This window comes from Cystobacter fuscus, from assembly GCF_044360685.1.
In the GTDB taxonomy this organism is placed as follows: domain Bacteria; phylum Myxococcota; class Myxococcia; order Myxococcales; family Myxococcaceae; genus Cystobacter; species Cystobacter fuscus_C.
The window spans coordinates 9,775,098-9,798,283 of sequence record NZ_CP043491.1; the positions used below are offsets into that span (position 1 = coordinate 9,775,098).

Consider the following 23,186-nt stretch of genomic DNA (forward strand, 5'->3'; position numbering starts at 1 on the left):
GTATCAACCCATGCTCTGGAGGGATGTTCGTGAATATGATGAAACTGGTGCTTGCGATTTGTTCTTTGCCACTCGTGTCAGCGGCTTCCGTATACGCCCACCGTGCCGAACTGGCGAGCGTGACGATCAACAACGGGCCGGTCTGGTACGATACGACGGGAGGAACGATTCAGGCGCATGGGGGCTCCGTCATCAAGGTGGACTCCACGTATTATTGGATCGGAGAAGACAAGCTCCATGATTCGGCGACGTTCAGGAACGTCGTGTGCTACTCCTCGCCCGACTTGAAGAACTGGAAATGGGTCGGCTATCCACTGAAACCCAGTTCTCATGCCGAATTGGCGAGCAGCAAGATCGAAAGGCCCAAAGTCATCTACAACCAGACGACCGGCAAGTACGTCATGTGGATGCATTACGAGAACGCCACGGACTACTCCCTGGGCCGGGTCGCGGTCGCCTCCAGCAATTCGGTCTGCGGCAGCTACACCTATCACGGCAGCTTCCGGCCGCTCGGCTACGAGTCGAGGGACATGACCGTGTTCAAGGACGAGGACGGCAGCGCCTACCTGCTGTCCGCCTCGAATTCCGGAACGGGGACGAACGGTTCACTCGCGTCCTTCAAACTGACGAACGACTATTTGAACGTCTCCACCTTCCTCGGTTGGGTGGCCGAGAACGGGCATCGGGAGGCTCCGGCGGTCGCCAAACAGGGTGGACGGTATTTCCTGATCACGTCGGGCGCATCGGGCTGGTATCCAAACCAGGCCAAATACATGACGGCCACCTCCATGAACGGACCGTGGTCGGCCGCGCAGAACCTGGGCAACAGCTCGACGTTCTATTCGCAGTCCAACTTCATCCTGCCCGTGCAGGGCACGTCGGCGACGACGTACCTCTACATGGGAAACCGGTGGAATCCGAGCCGCCTCGGAGATTCTCGCTACGTCTGGCTACCGCTGACCTTGAACGGCGCGAACGGAACCGCCTCCTTGGAATGGCGCAGTCAGTGGAACATCGATGCCGTGACAGGGGCCGTTTCGTATCCGAATCTCGTCAATCATGCCCTGGGGAGAGCGGCGACGGCCAGCTCCTCGGCTTCTGGCTTCGCCGCGAGCCGGGTGAACGACGGCAATTACCAGGCGGAATGGAAGGCGTCCGGCGTGACCTGGCCCTCCTGGTGGCAGGTCGATCTCGGTGCGACCCGGAACATCCAGGAGGTCGATATCTCGTGGTTCTTGTACAACGGCTCGGAGGCCTATCACCAATATCGGATCGAACACAGCACGAACGGCACGACCTGGACGACGATCGATAGAACGACGAATAAAACGTATGGCTTCACGACAGATGCGGTGAACTTCAACGCCCGGTACGTCCGTATCGTGCTCGTCAACGCAGTGCTGTGGAACAATCCGAACAACTGGTACACGCCTACTCTGTATGAAGTGCAGTTGCTCGGCGGTTGAGTTCGGCCAGGGGTCTCGTGTCCGGCGAAGCTGGTGGCGAGAGCCTGAACCGTCTCTCCTGTGAGACGTGCGGTGGAGTGGGCTCGTCGCGCCTCCCGGCGATGCTCACTCGAAAGGGCGCGCCTGTGTCACATGGCCTACCGCTTGCTCATTGGCGACACGGGGACGATTGACCGGGCCCGCCGCGCGCCTCACCCTGGCGGGCATGGCACGGGATGAACAGGAACGAGAGGATGCCTTTCCCCGGGCACCCTCTCGGGAAGAGTGGGCGAGGATGAGCGAGGAGGAGCGGGTCCGGGTAGTGGAGGCCTTGCCCGGAGAGGTGACATGGGACGAAATGGCGATGCCGGAGGGAGACCTGCACTCCCAGGCGAAGATGGGCGCGCTGCAGGCCCTCAAGGGGTACTTCTCCCGGCAACGGCGGCGGGTGTACCTGGGCACGGAGCTGCCGGTGTACTACCCCGCCGAGCGCCGTTTCGCGCCGGACCTGTTGGCCGTGCTGGATGCCGAGACACACCCTCGAAACAAGTGGGTGGTGAACCAGGAGGGCAAGGGGCTGGACTGGGTGCTGGAGGTTCACGTCGGCGGCGACCGGAAGAAGGACGCCGAATACAACGTGAGGCGCTACGCGCGGCTGGGCATCCCCGAGTACTTCATCTACGACCGGGCCCGTCAGCGGCTGGAGGGTTATCGGCTGCCGTCCAGCGCGGCGAGGGAGTACGTCCCCATCACCCCGGAGCAGGGCCGCTATGCCTCGGAGGTGTTGGGGCTGGAGTTGCAGGTGGAAGAGGGGCGGCTGCGCTTCTGGGCGGGGCACGCGCTGTTGCTGGAGTACGAGGAGCTCATCGCCCGGATGCAGGAGATGATGGAGGGGCTGCAACAGCGCGCGGATGACGAGGCCCGGCAGTTGGAGGCGGCGGAGCGGCTGCGCCAGGAAGCGGAGCAGCTGCGCCAGGAAGCGGAAAGACGTCTGGAGGACGAGACGCGGCGTCTGGCGGACGAGACACGGAGGCGGGAGGAGTTGGAACGCCGCCTCGCGGAGTCACAGGCCGAGCTGGAGCGCCTCAGGCAGCGCGGGGTGTGAGCGGGGACGCGGGGCGCGGAGGCTTCGTGCTATGCGCCGGAGGGGAGAGGTCTCATGGATTGGCTCTGGAGTCCGGTCGGGATCGGCGTGCTGTGGCTCGTGCTGCATTGCGCTGACTATCTGCTCACCATCGCCACGGCGAGGTTGCGTGTCCGTGGGGATCTCCCGGAGCGGGTGCGCTTCGGGGGCAGCCTCGAGCTCAATCCCCTCTTCGTGCGGGCGGTGGAGAAGGGACAGTGGGTATCCCGGCGGTTCCTCTTGACGCTGGCACTTGGCGCCTTCCTGTTCCCCATGGCGGTGGCGTACTTCCAGTGGGTGGCGGAGGAGCTACCGGAGGGGCTGGCCGACAAGCTGTCCGAGACCATGTGTGGCGCGCTCGTCATGACGCGCTTCGCGGTCATTTCCGTTCACCTGCAGAATCTCGTGCTCTTCCGCCGGATGCTGCATGTGCCCGAGGCGGCGGGCGTCAGCCTGAGCTACGACCGGGGCACGGTCATGACGGTGACGCGTGCCCGGAAGTTCGAGGTAGCCGCCTTCTGCGCGATCGCCGCCCTCGTGAGCGGCCGGACCTTCTTCCTGGGAGGCCTGGCCGCGACGCTCGCCCTCGTCGCCGCGTTGTACCGCTGGGAGCGCCGTCAGGTGCCCTCCTCGACGAAGCCCGGACCTTCCACGTGAAAAGGGGGATTGCCCAGAGGGAAGGTCGCGCATGACGTCGCGCCGATGCGGCTACGGGGTCTCGAAAGCTCCCAGGTCGGGCGCCGAACCGTTGTAGGGCAGACCGACGTTGACCCCAGCGTTGACGAGGGCACTCGTCGATTTGAGGCGGAACAGGGTCGTGGCGGGCAGGCTCCCGTCCGGGTTGCGGGCGGCGGTCGCCAGGTTGGTGTCCAGGCTCTGGAAGTCGGCCGACGACACCGAGAAGCCGGTGTTCCAGGAGTTCTTCTGCTCGGTGGAATTGGCGATGCTGTTCGAGGCACCCAGCGAGATATTGTTCTTCAGGATGTGCTTCTGACCCGAGTTCACCGGGTTTCCGAGCCCGAAGTTGGTGCCGTTCTTGTAAGCGATCGAGTTGTAGATGCTCACCCCACCGCTATTGTTGTTCTGGTCGAAACCCTTTTTCGGCTGGCCGAAGGCCACGCAGTTGGTCAGTTGGTGATTGGCCTGCTTGGCGTTGCCACCAATCTTGAAGCCGTTACCGTTGCCGGTGAAGCCGCCGTAACCCCAGACGTCGACCCCGTTGCGGAAGGCCCAGGAATCCTTGAAGACAACCGTTTCAGGACTGTCGAAGGCGTCGTAGCCGTCATCGGAGTTTTCCCAGGCCCGGCAGCCGATGAAGACGTTACCGGGACCCATGGTTTGTTTGGGCCCGAAGCCGTCGGCCATGCTGCCGAGCTTCTTCGGGTCGTAGTTCCGGAAGGCATCGCAGTTGAGCACCGTGGTATGGTTGCCCCCCTTGTTGATCTCCAGGCCGGTGTTGCGGTTTTCGTAGAAACGGCAGTTCTCGAAAGTGTTGTAGGAGCCGGTGACATAGGCCCCCTGGTAGCCAGCCCGGGTAATATCAATCCCCTTGAAGGTCCAATAGCTGCCGGTCACGTAGAAGCCGAAGGAATCCTGGACCCAGGCCTGCGCGGGGAAGGAAAAGTCGAATACGGCCCTGGCGTTGTTGTAGGACGAAACGGTTATCCGTTTGTCGGCCTGGCCGGATTTGGTGAAATCAATCGTGTTCTTCGCCCCGGGAGTATAGGGGAGCGCGTACGTCCCGCCCTGAAGCAAGATGGTGTCTCCGGCCACGACCGCGGCGAGAGCGGTCTTGAAATCCCAGGCGCTGTTGAAACCAGCGCCGGTATTGGTCGGCTTTCCGGTGGGCGAAACATAATAGGTCTTGGCCACGACAGCAGCGGTTGCCAACCCTGGAGTCGCGTCCGGTCTATCGACGCTGATGCCCGGGTTCACCGCGCCAGCCGCTGAAGGTTCCGTCGAGGCCGTGGGCTCGTCGAGAGGGATCGTCTCGGCTCCTTCCGGCCCACATCCCCCGAGCGAACCTCCCGCGATGAGCAGGGCGAGCAGCGTGTAGCGCACAGATTCATTCCGCATTTTCAAGAATCTCCAGTTTTCCTGGCTATACAAGCATATCAATTCAATCCGTTCAAGAGGTAAAAACCTATCTGTCTGTCACGGAGACACCGCACTCCTGGCACATAAGGCATCAGCGAAGGAGCCATAAGACACATCTGGCGAGGAGGAGGAGGTATGCGCAGATGGCGCGAGCATCGCTGGGGCGTGGTCCATGGATGCAAGGCGTTCCTGGCGCACTCGCGGCGCGAGCCCAAGGCCCACGGCGTCGACCTGTGCAGTTCCTTCGCACATGAAGCGCTTCGACTATCCTGCGGGCATCATGAACCCCATGCTTCGCTCATCGTTGTCCGCCGCCCTGCTCACTGGGCTGTGTGCCTGCGTCACCTCCTCTGCTTCACACAAGCCAGTACCCGAAGGAGCAGTCGTCCTGCGGTTCGCGTGGCCGGAGCAGCTCTCCGCCAGGGTCACCCACACCCTCCTCATCAGCGGCTCCCAAGGCCAGCGGACCTACTGGTGGTCGATGCGGCCAGGACCCGAGGAGGGACAGCGGCGGCTGCTCGTTCGAGAGGAGGCCGGTACCTCCCAGTCCCCGCTCTCCGCGATGGCGGACCCCGAGAGTTCGATCATCTTCGACGCCCAGGGCGACTTCGTGAGCCACGAGTCGCACGAGGAATCGGAAGCCCTGGGCTTGCTGAACGCGTTGCCGCTCAGTGACGAGCAGGCCGCCGCGGTTCGCGAGCAGCTGGAGGCGGCGCGGGAGGAGGTGGCCCGGGAGCGCTGGATGCAGCGCGTGGGACGCTGGCGCGACGTCATGTTCGTGCCGGGAGAGACGGTGCGGCTCAAGACTAGGATGTGGGTGGGGCAGAGCTCCCTCGAGCGGGAGGAGATGGAAGCCGAGGAGCGCATCACGATCGAAACAGGAGTCGCGTGCTCACAGGACGACTCGGAGAAGAAATGTGTGCGGGTGCTCTCGGTGACCGAGCCCCTCCACCCGTACCGGGCGTCTGATCCATGCGAGCGGGCCCGGGCCCTCAAGCGCTTCGAACTCGTGACGGATCCGCGGACACTCCTGCCCTACCTGACGCGCTCGCTGCGCGAGGACCAGATGGACTGGTGCCGCGATGATGGGACCGTGCATACCCGAGAAATGCACCAGGGCGAGGAGTTCATCTTCACCTACGGAGTGGAACCCGTCCCCCAAGGCACCTACTCACGGCGGTGAGGGGCTCCGCTCAGGGACGTGGCTTGCTTCCTCGAGCGGAAGCAAGCCAGGCAGGTGTTCGCACAGTACTGACCCGCAGACGGGGCGCGTGCATAGCGTGAAGGCGGAGAGGCACCGTGCCCTCCAGGAGTGCCCCGCCATGTCCTCGCCCGAACCCGTGGTCGTCCTCCTGTCGCGTGGGGAACTCGACGCGGTCCTGTTCGACCTGGATGGAGTGGTGACCTGAACCGCCCAGGTGCATGCCTTCGCGTGAAAGCGGCTGTTCGACACGTACCTCTGGAAGCAGGCGGCGGACCCGGTCCTGGACTTCAGGAGGGAGGGAAGGAGTCGAGGGAAGGTCACTTGCCCTGCCCGTGTCGTTCTTGCTCTGCTGTCGCCCCGGATTCATTTACGGGCCCTGTGGGGAGGCACGCTGGCCGTTCAGAGCGGGTTCATCGATCACGGCGATGGAGCGAACATCCGAACCGCCCCGGCGGAACTGCCTGGGACGAAATGTCTGACGACGGTGCCACTGCCGCCAGGCACGCCCGTGACCCTCATCCGTCCCCACCCGCAGAAGCCAGAATGGTCATATGTCGCGACCATCATTGGTAACCACCTGCTGCGTGGGTATGTACAAGGCTTCCGCATCACAACCCAGCTTCCCGAGCTGTCCGCGACGCTCTACCACGTCAAGCCGGGCGACATGCTCGAGCCGGTCGCGGCGCGCCTCTATCACCGGGGCATCGAGCCGGGTCGCGACCTGCGATTCTACGAGAACGTCATCCTCTACGTGAACCAACAGGCTGGCCGCGCGGGCATCCGACGCATCGGTGACGATGTGCAACTCGTCGCGGACCATCGCATCTGGCTGGTCAGCATGGCTTTAGCCAATCAGTTGCAGAAGCTCGTGCCGAGTGGCTCCATCACAGGAGGCGCGTTCGCATCCGCGAAGAAGGCGGCGCAACACCTGGAGGACATCATCGCCTCGGTGAGGATGTCGCCTAGGTACTTCGAGGCCGTCGCCGGTGAGTATGCGAATGCGCTCCGCGAGCATCTCGGAGAGATCGTGGGGATCGTGGCGGCGTTCATCGCGGCGGAGGCGCTATCGGCATTCCTGGCTACGACCCCCACGGGTGTGGGGCAGCTCGCGGCGGCAGTCATCCAACTGGGGCTGGCGGCTTTTGGAGCTCAGGGAATGGTCGAGGCCGGGGTCGAAGCACTGAAACATGCCCAGGATTGGATCACACGGGCATGGAAGGCCCATGGGGAGATGGCACAGCTCGCGGCGGCCAGCAAGTCCTTCATCCGCATGCTGGTGTGCATCGCCATGGCCGTGCTGGCGAAGATCGGCATGAAGTCGAACCTCGGGCGTGGGTTGAAGCTGGCCGCGGGGGTGAAGATCACACCGCCACGCATGGTCATGATGGCGGGAGTGGGAGGAAACGGCCGTGCGGTCGCCGTGCCTGTGTTCCATCCTGGCAGCATCACCGCCACGGGCGCGACGACCATCTCCATCAAGCCCATGGCGAGCGTCCTCTCCACGAGCATGAATGAAGCCAGGGGCACATCCACCGGCAAGGAGCTCACCAACAGAACGCTCAACGACGCCGAGCTGGAGAAGCTGCTGGAAAAGCTCCCGAACTGGGACAAGATCAAGGATTACATTGGACACCGCATTCCGAAGCCAGGTACGCAAGCGTTCAACGCTCTCAAAAAGGAGCTGGAGGCGGCCGGCTACCAGTTGGATGTGCTGAAGGAGGGCCCGCAGCCGTACCGGCTACGTCGCCTGAAAGGAAAAGCACAAGGCGACGAGCACGCGGCGCTCACGGTGACGGAGGACGGATTGATCGTTCTCAAGGTGGACGGGGCCAACCGCATCAGTATCTACAGCCGTTATCGGACGAACTACCTGGACTGGATAGAAAAGACGCAGGGTGGGCCCGCCCGCGAAGCGGCCGCAGCTCGAATCAGCGCTGGCAACCAACTGCACCACCTGATCCCGGACGCAGTTGCTCAACGCCACCCACTGCTCCGGGAAGCGCTCGAGCGCGTCGAAAAGTACACGATTGATCACGGAACGAACATCCTCGACATGCCAGCCACCAAGAACACGGAGGGAAAGATCCTGCACCTTGGTAGCCACCCCGAATACAACAAGTACGTCATCTCCAAGCTCGACGATGCAACGAGGAGGCTGTCCACTCCTTCCAAGCTCGCACCCAACGTGATCGAAAGCTTGATCTTGAAGATCGAGAACGATCTGCGCAAGGCGATCGAGTCTGGTAGCCTCCCGGAGAAGGTGCTGAAGGAACTCATCGAGGATGGCATCCCAGTGGGAAAGAAGCTGGCGATGCAGGAGTTGCGACCCAATGGAGCCAGCTTTACTGCATGATTCATGGACTGACAGCTGACGCGGCACACATCCAGGAAGAGGATGTGTTCGATGCCGTCCTCATCGAGTTCGATGGGTTCGAAGGCGCTACGTTCTTCCAGCCAGGCGTGGACTACCATGAGCGATGTGGCGCTCCCCAGGTCATCGAGTTCGTCGGAAACCTGGAGCATGCCGCATGGCTTGATCACATCTTCACCGCGCCCATGGGTCTCTTGTTGATCTCCAAGAGGATGGTGCGCGTACTCGAGTCCGTGAAGCCGTTTCACTATCGGCTGATCCCAGCGACGATCTACTCGGACAAAATCAAGCACCTCGTGATCGACAGGTTGACGCGGCGGCGCACCTGGTACGAAGTGCAGGACCCCACGCTGAGGAATGATGACTTCGTCATCCTGCAACTCATGGAGGAGATCGATTGCCTCGATCGTGACCGTACGCTCGTCAACGGCGTGCCATTCCAACAGGCAGATGTGAGCTACCTGGGAATGGAAGAGGCCCAGCACCTCGAGCTGCGCACGCCGGACGGCGAATTCCCACCGGTCTTCAGTGTACCCGAACTGACCTTCTACTGCTTCACGGAAGAAGCGAAGCAGGCCTGTGACAAGGCGGGACTGAAAGGCCTATGGTGGCGCCCGCAGCGGTGAGTCGCTCGTCGGCACCTGGTCCTCAAGCGGAAGCAAGCCGGGCAGGTGTTCGCCCGGTCCAGGGAGCCATCGCCTGGCACCGGGACCTGACCCCCCAACGACACTGACCCGCAGACGGGGCGCGTGCATAGCGTGAAGGCGGAGAGGCACCGTGCCCTCCAGGAGTGCCCCGCCATGTCCTCGCCCGACCCCGTGGTCGTCATCCTGTCGCGTGGGGAACTCGACGCGGTCCTGTTCGATCTGGATGGCGTGGTGACCCGGACCGCCCAGGTGCATGCCGCCGCGTGGAAGCGGCTGTTCGACACGTTCCTCTGGAAGCATGCGGCGGACCCGGCCCGGGACTTCCGGCCCTTCACGCAGGAGGACTATCGCGGGTACGTGGATGGACGGCCCCGGCTGGAGGGCATCCGCTGCTTCCTGGCGAGCCGGGGCCTGTCCCTCCCCGAGGGCTCCCCCGCCGATGGCCCGGACGCGGAGACAGTTCACGGGCTGGGAGAGCGCAAGAACGCCTGGTTCCTCGAGGAGCTGGAGCGGCGAGGCGTGGAAGTGGACCCGGCGGCGGTGGCCTTGCTGGAGCGGGTGCGCGCGGCGGGCCTGCGCACGGCGGTGGTGACCTCCAGCCGCAACGGCGCGGCGGTGCTGCGACTGGGAGGCTTGGAGCACCTGTTCGACGCCCGCGTGGATGGAGTGGAGGCCGGGAAGCTGGGCCTCGCGGGCAAGCCCGCTCCCGACACGTTCCTCGAGGGCGCCCGGCGTCTGGGGGCGGTGCCGGCGCGGACCGCGGTGTTCGAGGACGCCCAGGCGGGAGTGCGGGCCGGGCGCCTCGGAGGCTTCGCGCTCGTCATCGGAGTCCGCCGCTCGGGAGAGACGGGCGCCCTGCTGCGAGCTGGCGCGGACGTGGAGGTGGAGGAACTGTCCGCCGTGCGCGTGGAGGGTACAGCGCCCCCGCGTCCGGAGTTCCACGCCGAGGAAGCGATGCCATGAGCCGGAAACAATGGCTGTTCACCTATGAAGGCTTCGAACTCGCGAGGGAAGGATTGCGCGAGGCGCTCTGCACGCTGGGCAATGGCTACTTCGCCACGCGCGGGGCCGCGCCCGAGGCCCACGCGGAGGGGACGCACTACCCGGGCACCTACCTCGCGGGCGGCTACAACCGGTTGAAGACGGATCTCGCCGGGCGGGTGGTGGAGAACGAGGATCTCGTCAACATGCCCAACTGGCTGCCCCTGACCTTCCGGCTCGAGGGCGGCGACTGGTTCGACGTGCGTTCCGTCACCCCGCTGGAATACCGGCAGGTGCTGGACCTGGAACGAGGGCTGCTGCTGCGCACGGTGCGCTTCGAGGACGCGGCGGGCCGCAGGACGCGCCTGGAGCAACGCCGGTTCGTGCACATGGGCGACAAGCACCTGGCGGGACAGGAGCTGGTGCTCGTGCCCGAGAACTGGAGCGGGCGCGTCCAGGTGCGCTCGGGGCTGGATGGGCGGGTGGTGAACGCGGGCGTGGCCCGCTACCGGCAGCTCAATGGCCGGCACCTGCGGTTGCTCGTGGCCGAGGCGGTGGATCCGGAGACGCTGCTGCTGGAGGTCGAGACGGTGCAGTCGCGCCTGGAGGTGGCGGAGGCGGCGCGCACCCGGCTGTTCGTGGAGGGGCACCCAGCGGTGCTCCAGAAGACGCTCCTGCAGGAGGAGGGCTTCCTCGCGCACGAGTTCACCGTGACGCTGACCGAGGGTCAGCGCCTCAACGTGGAGAAGGTGGTCGCGCTGTACTCGTCCAAGGATCCCGCCGTGTCCGAGGCGGCGATGGAGGCCCGGGAGGCGCTGAAGACGGCCCCCGGGCGCTTCGAGGAGCTGGTGGCCACGCACGTCCAGGCCTGGTCGCACCTGTGGCGCCGGGTCGACATCGAGCTGGAGCTGGACGGGCAGGACGAGCCCCAGCGCGTGCTGCGCCTGCACATCTTCCACCTGTTGCAGACAGTGTCCCCGCACAGCATCGACCAGGACGTGGGCGTGCCCGCGCGCGGCTGGCATGGCGAGGCATACCGGGGGCACATCTTCTGGGACGAGCTGTTCATCTTCCCCTTCCTCAACCTGAGGCTGCCCTTCCTCACCCGCGCCATCCTGCGCTACCGCTACCGGCGGCTGGGACGGGCGCGCCAGGCGGCACGCGAGGCGGGCTTCCAGGGAGCGATGTTCCCCTGGCAGAGCGGCAGCAACGGCCGCGAGGAGAGCCAGCGGCTGCACCTCAATCCCCGCTCGGGGCGGTGGGTGGAGGACGTGACGTGGCTGCAACGGCACATCAACGCGGCCGTCGCCTACAATGTCTGGCAATACCATCGGGCCACGGCCGACTCGGAGTTCCTCTACTACTACGGGGCCGAGATGATGCTGGAGCTGGCGCGCTTCTGGGCGAGCCTGGCCCAGTGGAATCCCGTGCTGGGGCGCTACGAAATCAAGAACGTGATGGGGCCAGACGAGTACCACACGGGCTACCCGGACCGGTCCGGGCCCGGGCTGGACAACAACGCCTATACCAACCTCATGGCGGTGTGGGTGCTGAGCAAGGCGTTGGAGACCCTCCACCTGCTGCCGCGCGAGCGCCGCGCGGAGCTCCTCGAGTCCTTGCGGCTGGAGCACTCGGAGCTCAAGCGCTGGGACGAGGTGAGCCGGAAGATGCGGCTGGTGTTCCACCAGGACGGGGTGCTCAGCCAGTTCGAGGGCTACGAGCGCCTCCAGGAGTTCGACTGGAAGGCGTACCGCGGGCGCTACCCGGACATCCATCGGTTGGATCGCATCCTGGAAGCCGAGGGGGACTCGCCCAACCGCTACAAGCTGTCGAAGCAGGCGGACGTGTTGATGCTCTTCTATCTCTTCTCGGCCGACGAGCTGCGCGAGCTCTTCGAGCGGCTCGGCTACCCGTTCGAGCCGGAGATGATCCCGCGCACCGTGGATTACTACCTGCAACGGACCTCGCACGGCTCGACACTCAGCGGGGTGGTGCACTCGTGGGTGCTGGCACGCAGTGACCGGGAGGCCTCGTGGCGGCTCTTCAACGAGGCCCTGCGCAGCGACATCTCGGACGTGCAGGGCGGGACGACGCCCGAGGGCATCCACCTGGGCGCCATGGCGGGCACGGTGGACCTGCTGCAGCGCGCGTACACGGGCCTCGAGGTCCGGGCAGGCGTGTTGCACTTCAATCCCCACCTGCCCCAGGAGGTGAAGCGGCTGAAGTTCTCGCTGCGCTATCACAAGCATTGGGTGGAGGTGGAGCTCACTCCGGCCGTGCTGCGGCTCACCGGCCTGTGGAGCCCCCTGGAGCAGCCGCTGGAAGTCTGTGTGCGGGGTGAGTGTCTGCGGCTCCAGTCCTGCGAGACCCAGGAGCTGCGCCTCGCCTGAGCGAAACGGGAGGCGAGCCAGCGAGCGCGGCCAACTCCAGACTTGGCGATCGGGCAATCAATGAACAGCTTGCGCCCACGGAGGGGAGTCAATGGGGCGATGGCACGGGGCATGGGCGCTGGGCGTCTGTCTGGCGTTGATCGGATGCGGTTCCTCCACTCCACCTCCGTCCCCGGAGACGCCAGGAAATGGCGAGCGGACGGGCCCCCCTCCTGGCACTGGCCCGGGCACACCATCTCCCACGCCCGATGGCTCCACGCCTCCCGGCGGAGGCGGCGCCCCGCCGGACGCGGGAAGCCCCGCGCCGACGGATGGCGGCACGCCTCCTGGAGACGGTGGCACGCCTCCCTCGGATGGCGGCACGCCTCCCTCGGATGGCGGCACGCCTCCTGGAGACGGTGGCACGCCTTCGCCCCTGGAGGCCGAGCCTTCACTGCCGCCGCGGGCCTGCATCCCGTGGACGTACACCACGCCTCCGGTACGGGCCACGGCTTGCGAGGTGTCCTCCGAGTTCGCGGATGGCACCACGCAGCGCGCCCGGTATGACGCCGACAGCCGTTTGCTGGAGCTGCGCACCTATACCGCCACGGGAGCGCTCGCCTCCGTGGAGACCCACACCTGGCGGAACGGGCTCGAGCTGCTGCGCCGGGTGGACTACCCGGATGGGCGGTTCGAGCAGACGGAGTGGACCTACGACGCGCAGCGGCGGCTCTTGCGGCGGGTCATGACGGGATGGAACTGGTACGGCACGAACTCGCTCGACATCACCTACGACACCCAGGGCCGCATCTCCCAGGTGGTCGGCCACTACAACACCATTGTCATCACGAGCCACTACGCGTACGACGCGGCGGGCCGGCTGATCTCCATCGACAGCGCCGACATCTGCGGCCGGGATGAAAACCGCTGCGCGACCTTCTCCTACTGGCCCAATGGCCAGCTCAAACGCCATGACTGGTCGATGGCGGGATACAACTCCTACTTCGATGAGTACGACGAGGCCGGCCGGCTCATCCACTCGGGCTGGGAGTATAGCGCTGGCGGGAGCGACTCCACGCTGGCCTACGACGCGTCGGGCCGCCTCATCCGCGTGAGGACGTCCTCCAGCACGTTCACCACCTCGAGCGAGTCCCTCACCACCACCGTCCACGATCCGGCGGGCTGGCGCGAGCGGTTCGCGAAGGATGTCTTCCATCTCGGTGACTGCCAGATCGGTGCCTGCGAGGACTACTGGACCCACCAGCGCATCACCCGCCGTACCACCTTCATCTGTGGCACCCCGATCGTCGCGCTCGACGAGTGGGACAACAACGAGGACGGAGCGGTGGATGCCCAGCGCACGCACGTCCGGGATGCCACGGGCCGGCTGGTGCACGAGGAGTACTCGGGCACGCCGGGCCTGGATGAGGGGCCCGTGCGCCGCGACTTCCGCTACGAATGTCCCTGAGCCGCCTCGTCATCCTTCGCGGTCGAGCCGGCTCGACTTCGAAACCCGATAAATAAAAGGAAGGCAGGTGCCCGGGTCCGCGAGGGACTACCTGCAAGAGCCTGCTGGAGGACCCACCTGGGAAGACTTCCGGCTCGCCCGGGCGCGTGGGCTCGGCCATACTGCGGCGCGCATGCGTGCCCTGCTCCTCTCCGCCCTGCTCTCGGCCGCCCCCCCCACGCCGGCGCAGGCCCAGAAGCTCGCCGCCCAGGGCAACTGGGATGAGCTGTACCTGGCCTGGGCCGCGGTGAAACCCAAGACCCATTCCCCCGCCGAGCGCCGCACCATCGCCACCGCCCTGCTCCAGGGATGCGAGACCCTCGCCGGCTCGGATGCCGTCATGGCGTACTCGCTCGCCGAGCGCGCCGTGAACTTCCTGGAAACGGTGCGGGGCCTGCGCTGCCTGGTCCGCACGGCGCTCGTCACCGACCAGCGCGGCGCCGCCGAGGAGGCCCTGCGCCAGGGACTGGAGCACTTCCCCAAGCAGGGCTACTTCGGGCTGGAACTGGGCCGGCTGCTGCTCGAGGACAAGGACGCGGAGGGGGCGCTCGCGGTGCTGCGGCGCGTTCCCTCTCGCGCCCCCGAGGCGCCCCAGGCCCAGGCCCTGATGCAGAAGGCCCTCGCCGCGGCGAACGAGGAGAACGCGGCGCGCGCCCAGCTCCTCGCCATCGAGCGGCGCTTCTCGGGCGAGGCGGAGGCTCCGCCCTCGCGCCCGGCGTCCACCTCGGGGCTCGCCTTCGCCTCCAGCGTGGGCGAGGACGGCATGCGCACGCGCGCCAACAGCCGCTTCATCGTGAAGTACTTCAACAACGCGCGCGACTTCGGCCAGCGCGCCGAGTACGAGGGCCGCATCGTCGCCGCGCTCGACGAGGCGCGCACCCATACCCGCCAGGTGCTCGGCGAGGCGCGCGAGACGCCCGTCGACGTCGTCCTCTACACCCGCGAGGAGTTCCGCACCCACCAGGGCGCCGCCCTCGCGCGCGCCGTGGCCGGCCTGTACTCCGCGGGCGCCATCCGCATCAACGACGCCGCCGAGCTCACCCCCCAGACCAAGGCCACCCTCGTGCACGAGTACGTGCACGCCGTGGTGGATGACCTCGTGGGCGCCGACGCGGGCGGCCAACCCGTCCCCGTCTGGCTCAACGAGGGGCTCGCGGAGTACGTGGAGTGGCGTTACCTGGGCAGCGACAAGCCGCCCTACTCGCTCGTCAACCGCCTGCGGGGCGCGGCCCAGGCCGGTCAGCTCCCCTCGCTGTCCCGGATGGCGGGCGAGGCCCTCATCCAGCAGGGGGACCCGGCCCTGGCCTATGGCACCGCGGGCATGGCGGTGCGCGAACTGCTGAGTCAGGGAGGGCCCGGCCGGCTCCTCGGCCTCATCCGTCAGGTCGGCCAGGGCTCCACCTTCGAGGAGGCGCTCCAGCACCAGTACGGCCGGAGCGTGACGCAATTGGACGAAGCGGTGAAGGCGGCTCTCTCGCGCAGGTAACAGGCAGGCGGAATCCGCGTTCGTGAAGTTTACCCCCCTTGCTGACTCTCCTAGACTTGCGCGCGGAAAGTTTCTTGCTTGGCGCTGTGACGGGAGAGCCGGCTCTCCGGTTCGCAGCGAGGTGACGGATGTCCGACACGAGCGTGGCGATGAGGGAGTTTCGCTTCCTGGATGAGAAGCGGACGCAGGGGAGTCTTTCCCCGGCGGAACAAGCTCGATGGACCGAGCTCCAGGGACTCCTGGGCGGCCAGGGTGCGTCCACGGAGGCCGCGGACTACGCGCAGCAGCCCCAGGGCTACTACGGCGATGATGGCCAGTGGTACGCCTACCCCGCTGGCTACGATCCCCAGCAGCCCCAGGGCTACTACGGCGACGATGGCCAGTGGTACGCCTACCCCGCTGGCTACGATCCCCAGCAGCCCCAGGCCTATGACCCCCAGGCCTACGCGCAGCAGCAGCCCCAGGGCTACTACGGCGACGATGGTCAGTGGTACGCCTACCCCGCTGGCTACGATCCCCAGCAGCCCCAGGCCTATGATCCCCAGGCCTACGCGCAGCAGCAGCCCCAGGGCTACTACGGCGATGATGGCCAGTGGTACGCCTACCCCGCTGGCTACGATCCCCAGCAGCCCCAGGCCTATGACCCCCAGGCCTACGCGCAGCAGGACTCAGGCGACACGGCCCCTTCCGCCCAGCCCCTGTCGGCCCAGGATGCGAACGATGCCGTTCTCGAGGTCCCGCCCACCACCGAGCTGACCGCGCTTCCGCTCGACCCCGAACCCCTGTCCCTGGATGGGGGACAGCCCGCCGACGATGTCTTCGAGGTGGCCGACACCGACCTGACGCCCGTCAGCGAGGCCATCAGCATTCCCGAGCCTGTCGAGACGGTCGACATGAGCGACTGGGAGGACACCACCACTCCCTCGGCCACCGCGCTCGCGCCCCCGCCTCCCGCGCCGGCTCCCGCTCCCGTGAGGAGCGCCTCGGAGCCCATCCAGGAACTGGGTGAGGACGACTTCTCCTCGCTCAACACCGACGCGGACCCCATCCCCGTCTCCTCCCCGCCGCCCGTGCACGAGGAGTTGCTGGCGCATCCCCAGACCCTCGACATCCCGGCCACGGACATCTCGGTGCTCGACACCGCGGAGGGACCGCTCCCGGCCGAGCCGATGTTCGCCGAGGAGCCCATGGCTCCCGTCTCCGAGGAATGGGCCTCCGCGCCGCTCGCGGTGGACGGCGCCACCTCGGCGCCTCCGCCCACCGAGGACGCCTGGACGGACGCCAGCGAACATCGCTCCTTCGAGCCCACGTCCACCGAAGAGGCCCTGAGGGAAGCGGACCGGATGGAGGTCACCGCGTCGTACGCGCTGCCCGCCTATGCGGAACCACAACCCTACCCCGCCCCCGCGGAGACCCCCGCGGCCGACGAGGCGCCCACGTTCGACGTCTCCGAACTCGAGGCCGCGCCCGAACCGGCCCCCACGGACGCCTCGCTGGAGACCCCGTGGGAGACCGCGCCGGAGGTGGCACCGAGCGCGCCCGTCGAGCCACCGCCCTCCGCGCAGCTCGCGGCGGAGCCCGAGTCCACGGAGCAACCCACCTTCGACGTGGCCGACCTCGGCGCCGAGATGGAGCCCGCTCCGGCCGCCGTGGAAGACCCGGCCGATTACCATCCGACCTCGCTGGAGCTCAATCCGGTGCAGGTGGGACCCGATCTGGTGGCGGACACCGTCGAAGTCGCCGACTCGTTCAACCCCGAGGCCACCCAGCCGTCGGACTGGGGCACGGGTGAGCAGACGTTCGACACGGGCCATCCGGGAGACCCCGTCCCACTCACCAGCGCCTCCGACTACCTGGGACACAACACGCGGCACGCCAACGGCACGGTGTCCGACGAGCCGGTGCCGCTCGAGGCGGACATCCGCTCGAGCTGGATGAGCAACGACCTGGACCACGGCACGTCGGAGCCGCTCCAGTTGCAGAGCGCCGCGGACTTCATGAGCACGCCGGAGTTCATCTCGGCGAGCGCCACCTGGGGACACCGGCCGGAGAGCGAGCAGCCCGCCCAGGAGACCAGCGCCGCCGAGGGGACGTATGCCTACGGCACGCCGTACGACGGCAACGGGTCGAGCGACTCCGCGGACTGGAGCACTCCGAGCGAAGCGGTCCCGGCCACCGAAGCCCAGGCCGAGTGGTCCACTCCCGCCAGCGAGCCGGCCCCCATCGAGGCTCAGCCCGAGTGGGCCGCTCAGCCGGAGGCCCAGCCGGAGTTGGAGGCCCAGCCTGAAGAGGCCCAGCCGGTCATGGAGGCTCAGCCCGAGTGGGCCGCTCAGCCGGAGGCTCAGCCTGTGCTGGAGGCCCAACCCGAGGAAGCCCAGCCGGTGTTGGAGGCTCAGCCCGAAGAGGGCCAGCCCGTGCTGGAGGCTCAACCCGAGTGGGCCGCTCAAGCGGAGGCCCAGCCGGTGTTGGAGGCTCAGCCCGAAGAGGGCCAGCCCGTGCTGGAGGCTCAGCCCGAGTGGGCCGCTCAAGCGGAAGCCCAGCCGGTGTTGGAGGCTCAGCCCGAGGAAGCTCAGCCGGTCATGGAGGCTCAGCCCGAGTGGGCCGCTCAGCCGGAGGCCCAGCCGGTGCTGGAAGCCCAGCCCGAGGAAGCCCAGCCGGTCATGGAGGCTCAGCCCGAGTGGGCCGCTCAGTCGGAAGCCCAGCCGGCCATGGAGGCTCAGCCCGAGTGGGGCGCCCAGCCAGAGGCTCAGCCCGAGTGGGCCGCGCAGCCGGAAGCCCAGCCCGAGTGGGGCGCCCAGCCGGAAGCCCAGTCCGAGTGGGCCGCGCAGTCGGAAGCCCAGCCGGTCATGGAGGCGCAACCCGAGTGGGGCGCCCAGCCGGAAGCCCAGTCCGAGTGGGCCGCGCAGTCGGAAGCCCAGCCGGTCATGGAGGCGCAGCCCGAGTGGAGCGCTCAGCCGGAGGCACAACCCGAGTGGGGTGCCCAACCAGAGGCTCAGCCCGAGTGGGGCGCCCAGCCGGAAGCCCAGTCCGAGTGGGCCGCGCAGTCGGAAGCCCAGCCCGAGTGGGGCGCCCAGCCAGAAGCTCAGCCAGCCCAGACCGAGTGGGGCGCCCAACCGGAGGCCCAGCCCGAATGGGGCGCCCAGCCTGTGATGGAGGCCCAGCCCGAGTGGAGTGCCCAGGGCGGGTGGGCGAGCGCCGAGGCCCAACCCGACACCGGGGCTCAGACGGATTGGTCCGCACCCGCCGACCCCTACGCGCCCACCACCGACACGCATTCCGACTGGAGCGCGTCAGCGGAGGCCCAGCCGGCCGCCGAGGCCCAGCCCGAGTGGGCCATGCCCGCGCACGAGCCACTCCCGGGCCAGGACTCCGCCCACTGGACGGCTCCCGCCCAGCCCGAGTGGTCGACGGATGGCGCCGCCTCGCAGTGGGGTGCGCCGGGCGAGCAGGCCTCCTCCGAATGGGCGGCGTCGGAGCCCGCCTCGGGGACGGCCGCACCTGAATGGAGCGCTCCCGCCGCGGAGCAGGACTCCACCTGGGCCAGCCCCATGCAGAGCGAATGGAGCGCTCCCGCCGCCTCCGAGTCGTGGGAACAAGCCCAGGAGAGCGCCGCGCCCGCCGAGCCACCGCCGCCCGCCGAGCCCGACCTCCCCGTCATGGAAGCCGAGCCCGAGCCGGTGCGTCTGGCCACGATGGACTTCCAGGAGATCGATCTCTCGGATGCCGCCGAGGAGGCTCCGGCGGTGGCGCCGGCTCCCGTCGCGCCTCCGCCCGCGCCCGTGCCCGCCCCCAGGGCTCCGGCTCCCGCCGCGGCTCCGGCGCCTCGAAACGTGGCGCTCCCCACGGCGCCTCCGCCCGCGCCCGTGACACCTCCGCCCGCGCCCGTGGCGCCTCCCGCCGCGCCCGCGCCGCTCCCGAGGGCCCAGACCACTCCGCCGGTCTTCGCCATCCCGACCGCGCCCGCCGCCCTCGTGCCCGGCGCTCCGCCGCCGCGAGCCTCGCGACAGGCCATGGCGACCGTGACGACCCCGCCGCCCGCTCAGGCCGCCGTGGCTCCCCTCAACGCCTTCATCGCGGGCGAGCACCGCGTCATCATCCATACGGTGGAGGGACAGGTGAAGCGGGGCGCCATCCGCGACGTGGACCTGCTCGACGCGGCCATCCCCCTGGAGCAGCAGGCCGGCTTCGCCCCCGAGTCCATCGCCATCCAGCGCGTGAAGGCCATCTTCTTCATGCTCGCCACCGGCAGCCGTCCCCCTCAACCCGAGGGACAGAAGATCCGCGTCACCTTCAACGACGGCCGCCAGGTCGCGGGCTTCTCCAACGACTACCAGGGCACGGGCCAGGGCTTCTTCGTCATCCCCGCGGACACCCGTACCAACACCTCGCGCATCTTCATCTATCGCTCCAGCGTGCAGACCGTCGCGGAAGGTTGAGTTCCACTCGGAGTCTTCCCCGAGTGGGTGCGTGAGCGGACCCGCGGGCCTATCTTCCCCGCGGGCGCTCGCCATCCAGAACGCCCTTGAACCAACGGCCCCTTGCAACCTCCGGGTTGCGGGGAGGCCGTTTCATCTTGGAACGGGTGTAGCTGCGATGGTGATGTCCGATTCCGCACGGGCCTACCTGCTCTTCCTGGGGTTCATCCTGGTCGAGCGCCTCTTCGAGCTGGTCCTCTCCGCGCGCAACGCGCGCCGGGCGCTGGCCCAGGGAGGCCGGGAAGTCGGCCAGGGGCACTACCGGGTGATGACGGTGCTCCACACGGCGTTCCTGCTGGCCTGCGTGGGCGAGGTGCTCGTCTTCCAGCGGGCCTTCCCGGGAGCACTGGGGTGGGCCGCGCTCGTAGGGGCCGTGGCGGCGCAGGCGCTGCGCTACTGGGCGATCTCCACGCTCGGCGAGCGCTGGAACACGCGCATCATCTTCATTCCCGGGGCCCAGCCAGTCACCTCCGGCCCCTACCGCTTCGTGCGCCATCCCAACTACGTCGCGGTCATCCTGGAGATGGTGTGCATCCCCCTCATCCACGGGGGCTACCTGACGGCCCTCGTGTTCTCGGTGGCCAACGCGGTGCTGCTCACCGTGCGCATCCGCGCGGAGGAGGCGGCGCTCGGCGCCGAGTACCGTCAGGCCTTCCAGGCACGTCCCCGCTTCATTCCCGGAAGCGTCCATGAGCCGCGCTGAGGCCGCCGCGCCATGACGAAGACGGACGTGGCGATCGTGGGAGGTGGACCCGCGGGGCTCGCGGTGGCCATCCATGCCGCGCGGCGGGGAATCCCCACACTCCTGCTCGAGCGGCAGGGACTGCCCCGCGACAAGGCCTGTGGGGAGGGGTTGATGCCCGCGGGGCTGCGCGAGCTCGAGGCGCTCGGGGCGCGCGAGCACCTCACCCCGGCCGACTGTGCCCCCATCGTGGGCATCCGCTACCTCCAGGAGGATGGCACCTCGGTCGAGGGCCGCTTGCCCTCGCCCGGTGGGCTCGGCATCCGCCGGCTCGCCCTGGAGACGGCGCTGGAGCGCGTGGCCCGGAACGTGGGCGTGGAGATCCGCGAACACGCCCAGGTGACCGTGGTGGATCGGACGTCCGAGCGCGTGCGGCTGACGACCGCCACCGGAGAGCAGGTGGAGGCGCGCCTGCTGGTGGCCGCGGATGGACTGGCCTCGCCACTGCGGCGGGACCAGGGCCTGGACGTGGAGTCGCCCGCCTCGGCGCCCAAGCGCTACGGCCTGCGCCAGCACTTCCGGATGAAGCCCTGGACCCCCTTCGTGGAGGTCCACTTCGCCCAGGGCGTGGAGGCCTATGTCACGCCCGCGGGTGGCGAGCGCGTGGGCGTGGCCTTCCTCTGGCAGGACGGAGGAATGCAGGGGCACATCGGCTTCGCCGAGCTCGTGCGCCACTTCCCCGCGTTGGAGGCCCGGCTCGCGGGCATGGCCCCGGACTCCTCGCCACGAGGCGCGGGCCCCCTGGAGCGCGGCGTGCGCGCCCGGAGCCTGGACCGCTTCGTGCTGGTGGGAGACGCGGCGGGGTACGTGGATGCCATCACCGGTGAGGGGCTGACGCTCGCCTTCCGCTCCGCGGCCGAGCTGGGACGGCGGCTGCCCGAGGTGCTCGCGAACGGGGCGTCACGCGCGTCGCTCGCCAGCTATGAGCGGGCCGTGCGCGCGCCCTATCTCCGCTACGTGTTCTTCACCCGGCTGCTGCTCACCCTGGCGCGGCGTCCCGGATTGCGTGCCCGGATCATCCGACAGCTCGCCCGCGTCCCCTCCCTCTTCGAGTGGATGCTCAACCAGGTCATCGAGCCGTGAGCGCGCGGCCGCGCGGGGCCCCTAATAACCGTGCGTCGGAGAGCCGGGACCGGCCTCATGGAGCCAGCGCGCCAGGGCGAGCGCGCTCGGCTCGTCGAGCATCGTCTCGTAGGAGGGCATCGCCGTGCTGGGGAGGAACTTCTCGGGGTTGCGGATCCACTTCGCCAGCATCTCCGGCTCCTTGTAGGGGGCCGAGAGGATCTTCCCGTGGTAGCGGGCACCGGGCGCGTGACACACCGGGCAGCCGAGCTTCGTGAAGAGCGCGGCGGGATCCACCGAGGGCTTGGCCGCCTTGGCGGGCGGGGTCTTGCCGGGAGCCTTCTTGCTCGGCGCCTTCTTCTCGGGTGCCTTCTTCTCCGGCGCTTTCTTCTCGGGTGCCTTCTTCTCGGGCGCGCCCTGCGCTGGGGCCTCACGGGCCTCGGCGGTGCGCTCGCCTCCTCCCCACAGGGCACAGGTGGCGATCAAGGCACCAGCGAACGCGCGCCAGCGCGACGCCCGCGAACATCTCGTGTTCATCATGAAACACCACGATGCCTCATCCCGGGGCACGAGCCAAGGAGCACCAACGACGACGGGGCCCCGTTGCCAGGGCCCCGCCGGGTGCTACACCGGACTTCGCCGGGAACTACTTCGTGCTCTTGGCGGCGGGGGCGGCAGGGGCGGCGGCCGGAGCAGCGGCGGCCGGAGCGGCCTCCTGCTTCTTGTTGAGCTCCAGGTCGATGGTGATCGCCACTTCCTCACCCACGGCCACGCCGCCCGTCTCGATGGCCGAGTTCCAGCTCAGGCCGAAGTCCTTGCGGTTGATCTTCGTGGTGGCCGAGCCGCCGCGCTTGAAGTTGCCCCAGGGATCCTTCGACTCGGTGGTGAAGCCCTCCACGTCCAGCACCACCGGCTTGGTCACGCCGTGCAGGGTGAGGTCGCCCGTCACCTTGAGGTTCTTGCCGGCCTTGGCGACCTTCGTCGACTTGAAGGTGATGGTCGGGTACTTCGCGGTGTCGAAGAACTCCGCGCTGCGCAGGTGCTCGTCGCGCTTGGGCTCGTTGGTGTTGATGGTGGTGGCGTCGATGGTCGCCTCGATGGTGGACTTGGTCAGGTCCTTCTCATCGATGTTGGCGGTGCCGGTCACCTTCGAGAACGCGCCGCGCACGTTCGACACCATCATGTGCTTCACGGAGAAGGCCGCGCTCGAGTGACCCGAGTCGATGACGTACTCGGTGGCGAAGGCGGAGGGGGCGGCGAGCACGAGGGCGGCGACGGCGGACTTCATGAACATCTTCATGGTGTATCTCCAGCTGGGGGCACGAACGAAAGGCGGCGCAGCCGCGCAGCGCGCAGCTGCGCATGGACGAGCCCGCGTGATGAAAACCCTCGAATACGGGGGATGACCCGGTCCTCGGGGAGGGCGGCACCGAGGACGAAGAACAACGGCGACAAGCGTTCGGCATAGGGATGCGCGAGCCGGCGATCCGGTGCATCGCTCCAGCACCGCGCGCCAGGTGACACGAAGAGCGCCGGGGCCACCGCCCCTGCCGCCACCTCGCCTCCCTGGATGTCCGAATGCATGCCCGGACTCTACAGCAAGCCCCGAGCCATGGAACCCAACCCGCCAACCCCTTGAAACTACTCGGACACTCTCCACTGGACTCGCGGACGGCC

At 67.7% G+C, this 23,186-nt stretch carries 17 protein-coding genes; 13 read left to right on the forward strand and 4 right to left on the reverse strand.

What is annotated here, in order from left to right; genetic code table 11:
- Positions 1-35 precede the first annotated feature (35 nt).
- The 3 genes from F0U63_RS40060 to F0U63_RS40070 all read left to right on the forward strand — a co-directional run bounded on the left by F0U63_RS40060 (position 36) and on the right by F0U63_RS40070 (position 3,225).
- Positions 36-1,466, forward strand: a complete 1,431-nt coding sequence (locus F0U63_RS40060; RefSeq protein WP_395848498.1) for a family 43 glycosylhydrolase — start codon at positions 36-38, stop codon at positions 1,464-1,466.
- Between the two features lie 205 nt (positions 1,467-1,671).
- Positions 1,672-2,550: a Uma2 family endonuclease gene (locus F0U63_RS40065; protein WP_395848499.1), complete on the forward strand. Its 879-nt coding sequence runs from the start codon at positions 1,672-1,674 to the stop codon at positions 2,548-2,550.
- 54 nt (positions 2,551-2,604) lie between these two features.
- Positions 2,605-3,225: a hypothetical protein gene (locus F0U63_RS40070; RefSeq protein WP_395838728.1), complete on the forward strand. Its 621-nt coding sequence runs from the start codon at positions 2,605-2,607 to the stop codon at positions 3,223-3,225.
- 51 nt (positions 3,226-3,276) lie between these two features.
- On the opposite strand, the gene F0U63_RS40075 is transcribed toward F0U63_RS40070, so the two are convergent.
- Entirely contained in the window at positions 3,277-4,629 is a 1,353-nt protein-coding gene (locus F0U63_RS40075; protein WP_395838730.1) for a right-handed parallel beta-helix repeat-containing protein, read from the reverse strand.
- A gap of 325 nt (positions 4,630-4,954) precedes the next feature.
- Between F0U63_RS40075 and F0U63_RS40080 the strand changes: the two genes are divergently transcribed.
- From F0U63_RS40080 to F0U63_RS40125, 10 genes are all read left to right on the forward strand, one after another.
- A complete protein-coding gene (locus F0U63_RS40080; RefSeq protein WP_395838732.1) occupies positions 4,955-5,848 on the forward strand; it encodes a hypothetical protein in 894 nt (297 codons plus the stop codon).
- Between the two features lie 529 nt (positions 5,849-6,377).
- Positions 6,378-8,222, forward strand: coding sequence for an AHH domain-containing protein (locus F0U63_RS40085; protein WP_395838734.1), 1,845 nt, complete (start codon positions 6,378-6,380; stop codon positions 8,220-8,222).
- Positions 8,219-8,866, forward strand: a complete 648-nt coding sequence (locus F0U63_RS40090) for a hypothetical protein (protein WP_395838736.1) — start codon at positions 8,219-8,221, stop codon at positions 8,864-8,866. The genes F0U63_RS40085 and F0U63_RS40090 overlap by 4 nt, the downstream gene beginning before the upstream one ends.
- 174 nt (positions 8,867-9,040) lie before the next feature.
- Entirely contained in the window at positions 9,041-9,850 is an 810-nt protein-coding gene (locus F0U63_RS40095; protein ID WP_395838738.1) for an HAD family hydrolase, read from the forward strand.
- Positions 9,847-12,258 carry a glycoside hydrolase family 65 protein gene (locus tag F0U63_RS40100; RefSeq protein ID WP_395838740.1) on the forward strand — a complete coding sequence of 804 codons (2,412 nt, stop codon included), beginning with the start codon at positions 9,847-9,849 and terminating at the stop codon, positions 12,256-12,258. Before F0U63_RS40095 ends, F0U63_RS40100 begins: the two co-directional genes overlap by 4 nt.
- 91 nt (positions 12,259-12,349) lie before the next feature.
- Positions 12,350-13,705 carry a hypothetical protein gene (locus F0U63_RS40105; RefSeq protein WP_395838742.1) on the forward strand — a complete coding sequence of 452 codons (1,356 nt, stop codon included), beginning with the start codon at positions 12,350-12,352 and terminating at the stop codon, positions 13,703-13,705.
- A 67-nt stretch (positions 13,706-13,772) separates the two neighbouring features.
- Positions 13,773-15,230 (forward strand): peptidase MA family metallohydrolase, encoded by a 1,458-nt coding sequence (locus F0U63_RS40110; RefSeq protein ID WP_395838744.1) that lies wholly within the window; start codon positions 13,773-13,775, stop codon positions 15,228-15,230.
- 128 nt (positions 15,231-15,358) lie between these two features.
- Positions 15,359-19,666: a DUF6982 domain-containing protein gene (locus tag F0U63_RS40115; RefSeq protein WP_395838746.1), complete on the forward strand. Its 4,308-nt coding sequence runs from the start codon at positions 15,359-15,361 to the stop codon at positions 19,664-19,666.
- Positions 19,667-19,829: 163 nt separating this feature from the next.
- Complete coding sequence (locus F0U63_RS40120; RefSeq protein WP_395838748.1) at positions 19,830-20,408, forward strand: isoprenylcysteine carboxyl methyltransferase family protein; 579 nt, start codon at positions 19,830-19,832, stop codon at positions 20,406-20,408.
- A gap of 12 nt (positions 20,409-20,420) precedes the next feature.
- Positions 20,421-21,530, forward strand: a complete 1,110-nt coding sequence (locus F0U63_RS40125; protein ID WP_395838750.1) for an NAD(P)/FAD-dependent oxidoreductase — start codon at positions 20,421-20,423, stop codon at positions 21,528-21,530.
- A gap of 21 nt (positions 21,531-21,551) precedes the next feature.
- Here the strand turns inward: F0U63_RS40125 and F0U63_RS40130 are convergent, their stop codons facing one another.
- From F0U63_RS40130 to F0U63_RS40140, 3 genes are all read right to left on the reverse strand, one after another.
- Positions 21,552-22,049, reverse strand: coding sequence for a hypothetical protein (locus F0U63_RS40130; RefSeq protein WP_395838752.1), 498 nt, complete (start codon positions 22,047-22,049; stop codon positions 21,552-21,554).
- 106 nt (positions 22,050-22,155) lie between these two features.
- Positions 22,156-22,809, reverse strand: coding sequence for a YceI family protein (locus F0U63_RS40135; RefSeq protein ID WP_395838754.1), 654 nt, complete (start codon positions 22,807-22,809; stop codon positions 22,156-22,158).
- Positions 22,806-23,093, reverse strand: coding sequence for a hypothetical protein (locus F0U63_RS40140; RefSeq protein ID WP_395838756.1), 288 nt, complete (start codon positions 23,091-23,093; stop codon positions 22,806-22,808). Before F0U63_RS40140 ends, F0U63_RS40135 begins: the two co-directional genes overlap by 4 nt.
- Positions 23,094-23,186: the final 93 nt, after the last annotated feature.

Coding starts and splice junctions, on each gene's coding strand:
- F0U63_RS40060 (WP_395848498.1), top strand. CDS start 36: ATGATGAAACTGGTGCTTGCGATTTGTTCTTTGCCACTCGTGTCAGCG.
- F0U63_RS40065 (WP_395848499.1), top strand. CDS start 1,672: ATGGCACGGGATGAACAGGAACGAGAGGATGCCTTTCCCCGGGCACCC.
- F0U63_RS40070 (WP_395838728.1), top strand. CDS start 2,605: ATGGATTGGCTCTGGAGTCCGGTCGGGATCGGCGTGCTGTGGCTCGTG.
- F0U63_RS40080 (WP_395838732.1), top strand. CDS start 4,955: ATGCTTCGCTCATCGTTGTCCGCCGCCCTGCTCACTGGGCTGTGTGCC.
- F0U63_RS40090 (WP_395838736.1), top strand. CDS start 8,219: ATGATTCATGGACTGACAGCTGACGCGGCACACATCCAGGAAGAGGAT.
- F0U63_RS40095 (WP_395838738.1), top strand. CDS start 9,041: ATGTCCTCGCCCGACCCCGTGGTCGTCATCCTGTCGCGTGGGGAACTC.
- F0U63_RS40100 (WP_395838740.1), top strand. CDS start 9,847: ATGAGCCGGAAACAATGGCTGTTCACCTATGAAGGCTTCGAACTCGCG.
- F0U63_RS40105 (WP_395838742.1), top strand. CDS start 12,350: ATGGGGCGATGGCACGGGGCATGGGCGCTGGGCGTCTGTCTGGCGTTG.
- F0U63_RS40115 (WP_395838746.1), top strand. CDS start 15,359: ATGTCCGACACGAGCGTGGCGATGAGGGAGTTTCGCTTCCTGGATGAG.
- F0U63_RS40120 (WP_395838748.1), top strand. CDS start 19,830: ATGTCCGATTCCGCACGGGCCTACCTGCTCTTCCTGGGGTTCATCCTG.
- F0U63_RS40125 (WP_395838750.1), top strand. CDS start 20,421: ATGACGAAGACGGACGTGGCGATCGTGGGAGGTGGACCCGCGGGGCTC.
- F0U63_RS40130 (WP_395838752.1), bottom strand. CDS start 22,049: ATGATGAACACGAGATGTTCGCGGGCGTCGCGCTGGCGCGCGTTCGCT.
- F0U63_RS40135 (WP_395838754.1), bottom strand. CDS start 22,809: ATGAAGATGTTCATGAAGTCCGCCGTCGCCGCCCTCGTGCTCGCCGCC.
- F0U63_RS40140 (WP_395838756.1), bottom strand. CDS start 23,093: ATGCATTCGGACATCCAGGGAGGCGAGGTGGCGGCAGGGGCGGTGGCC.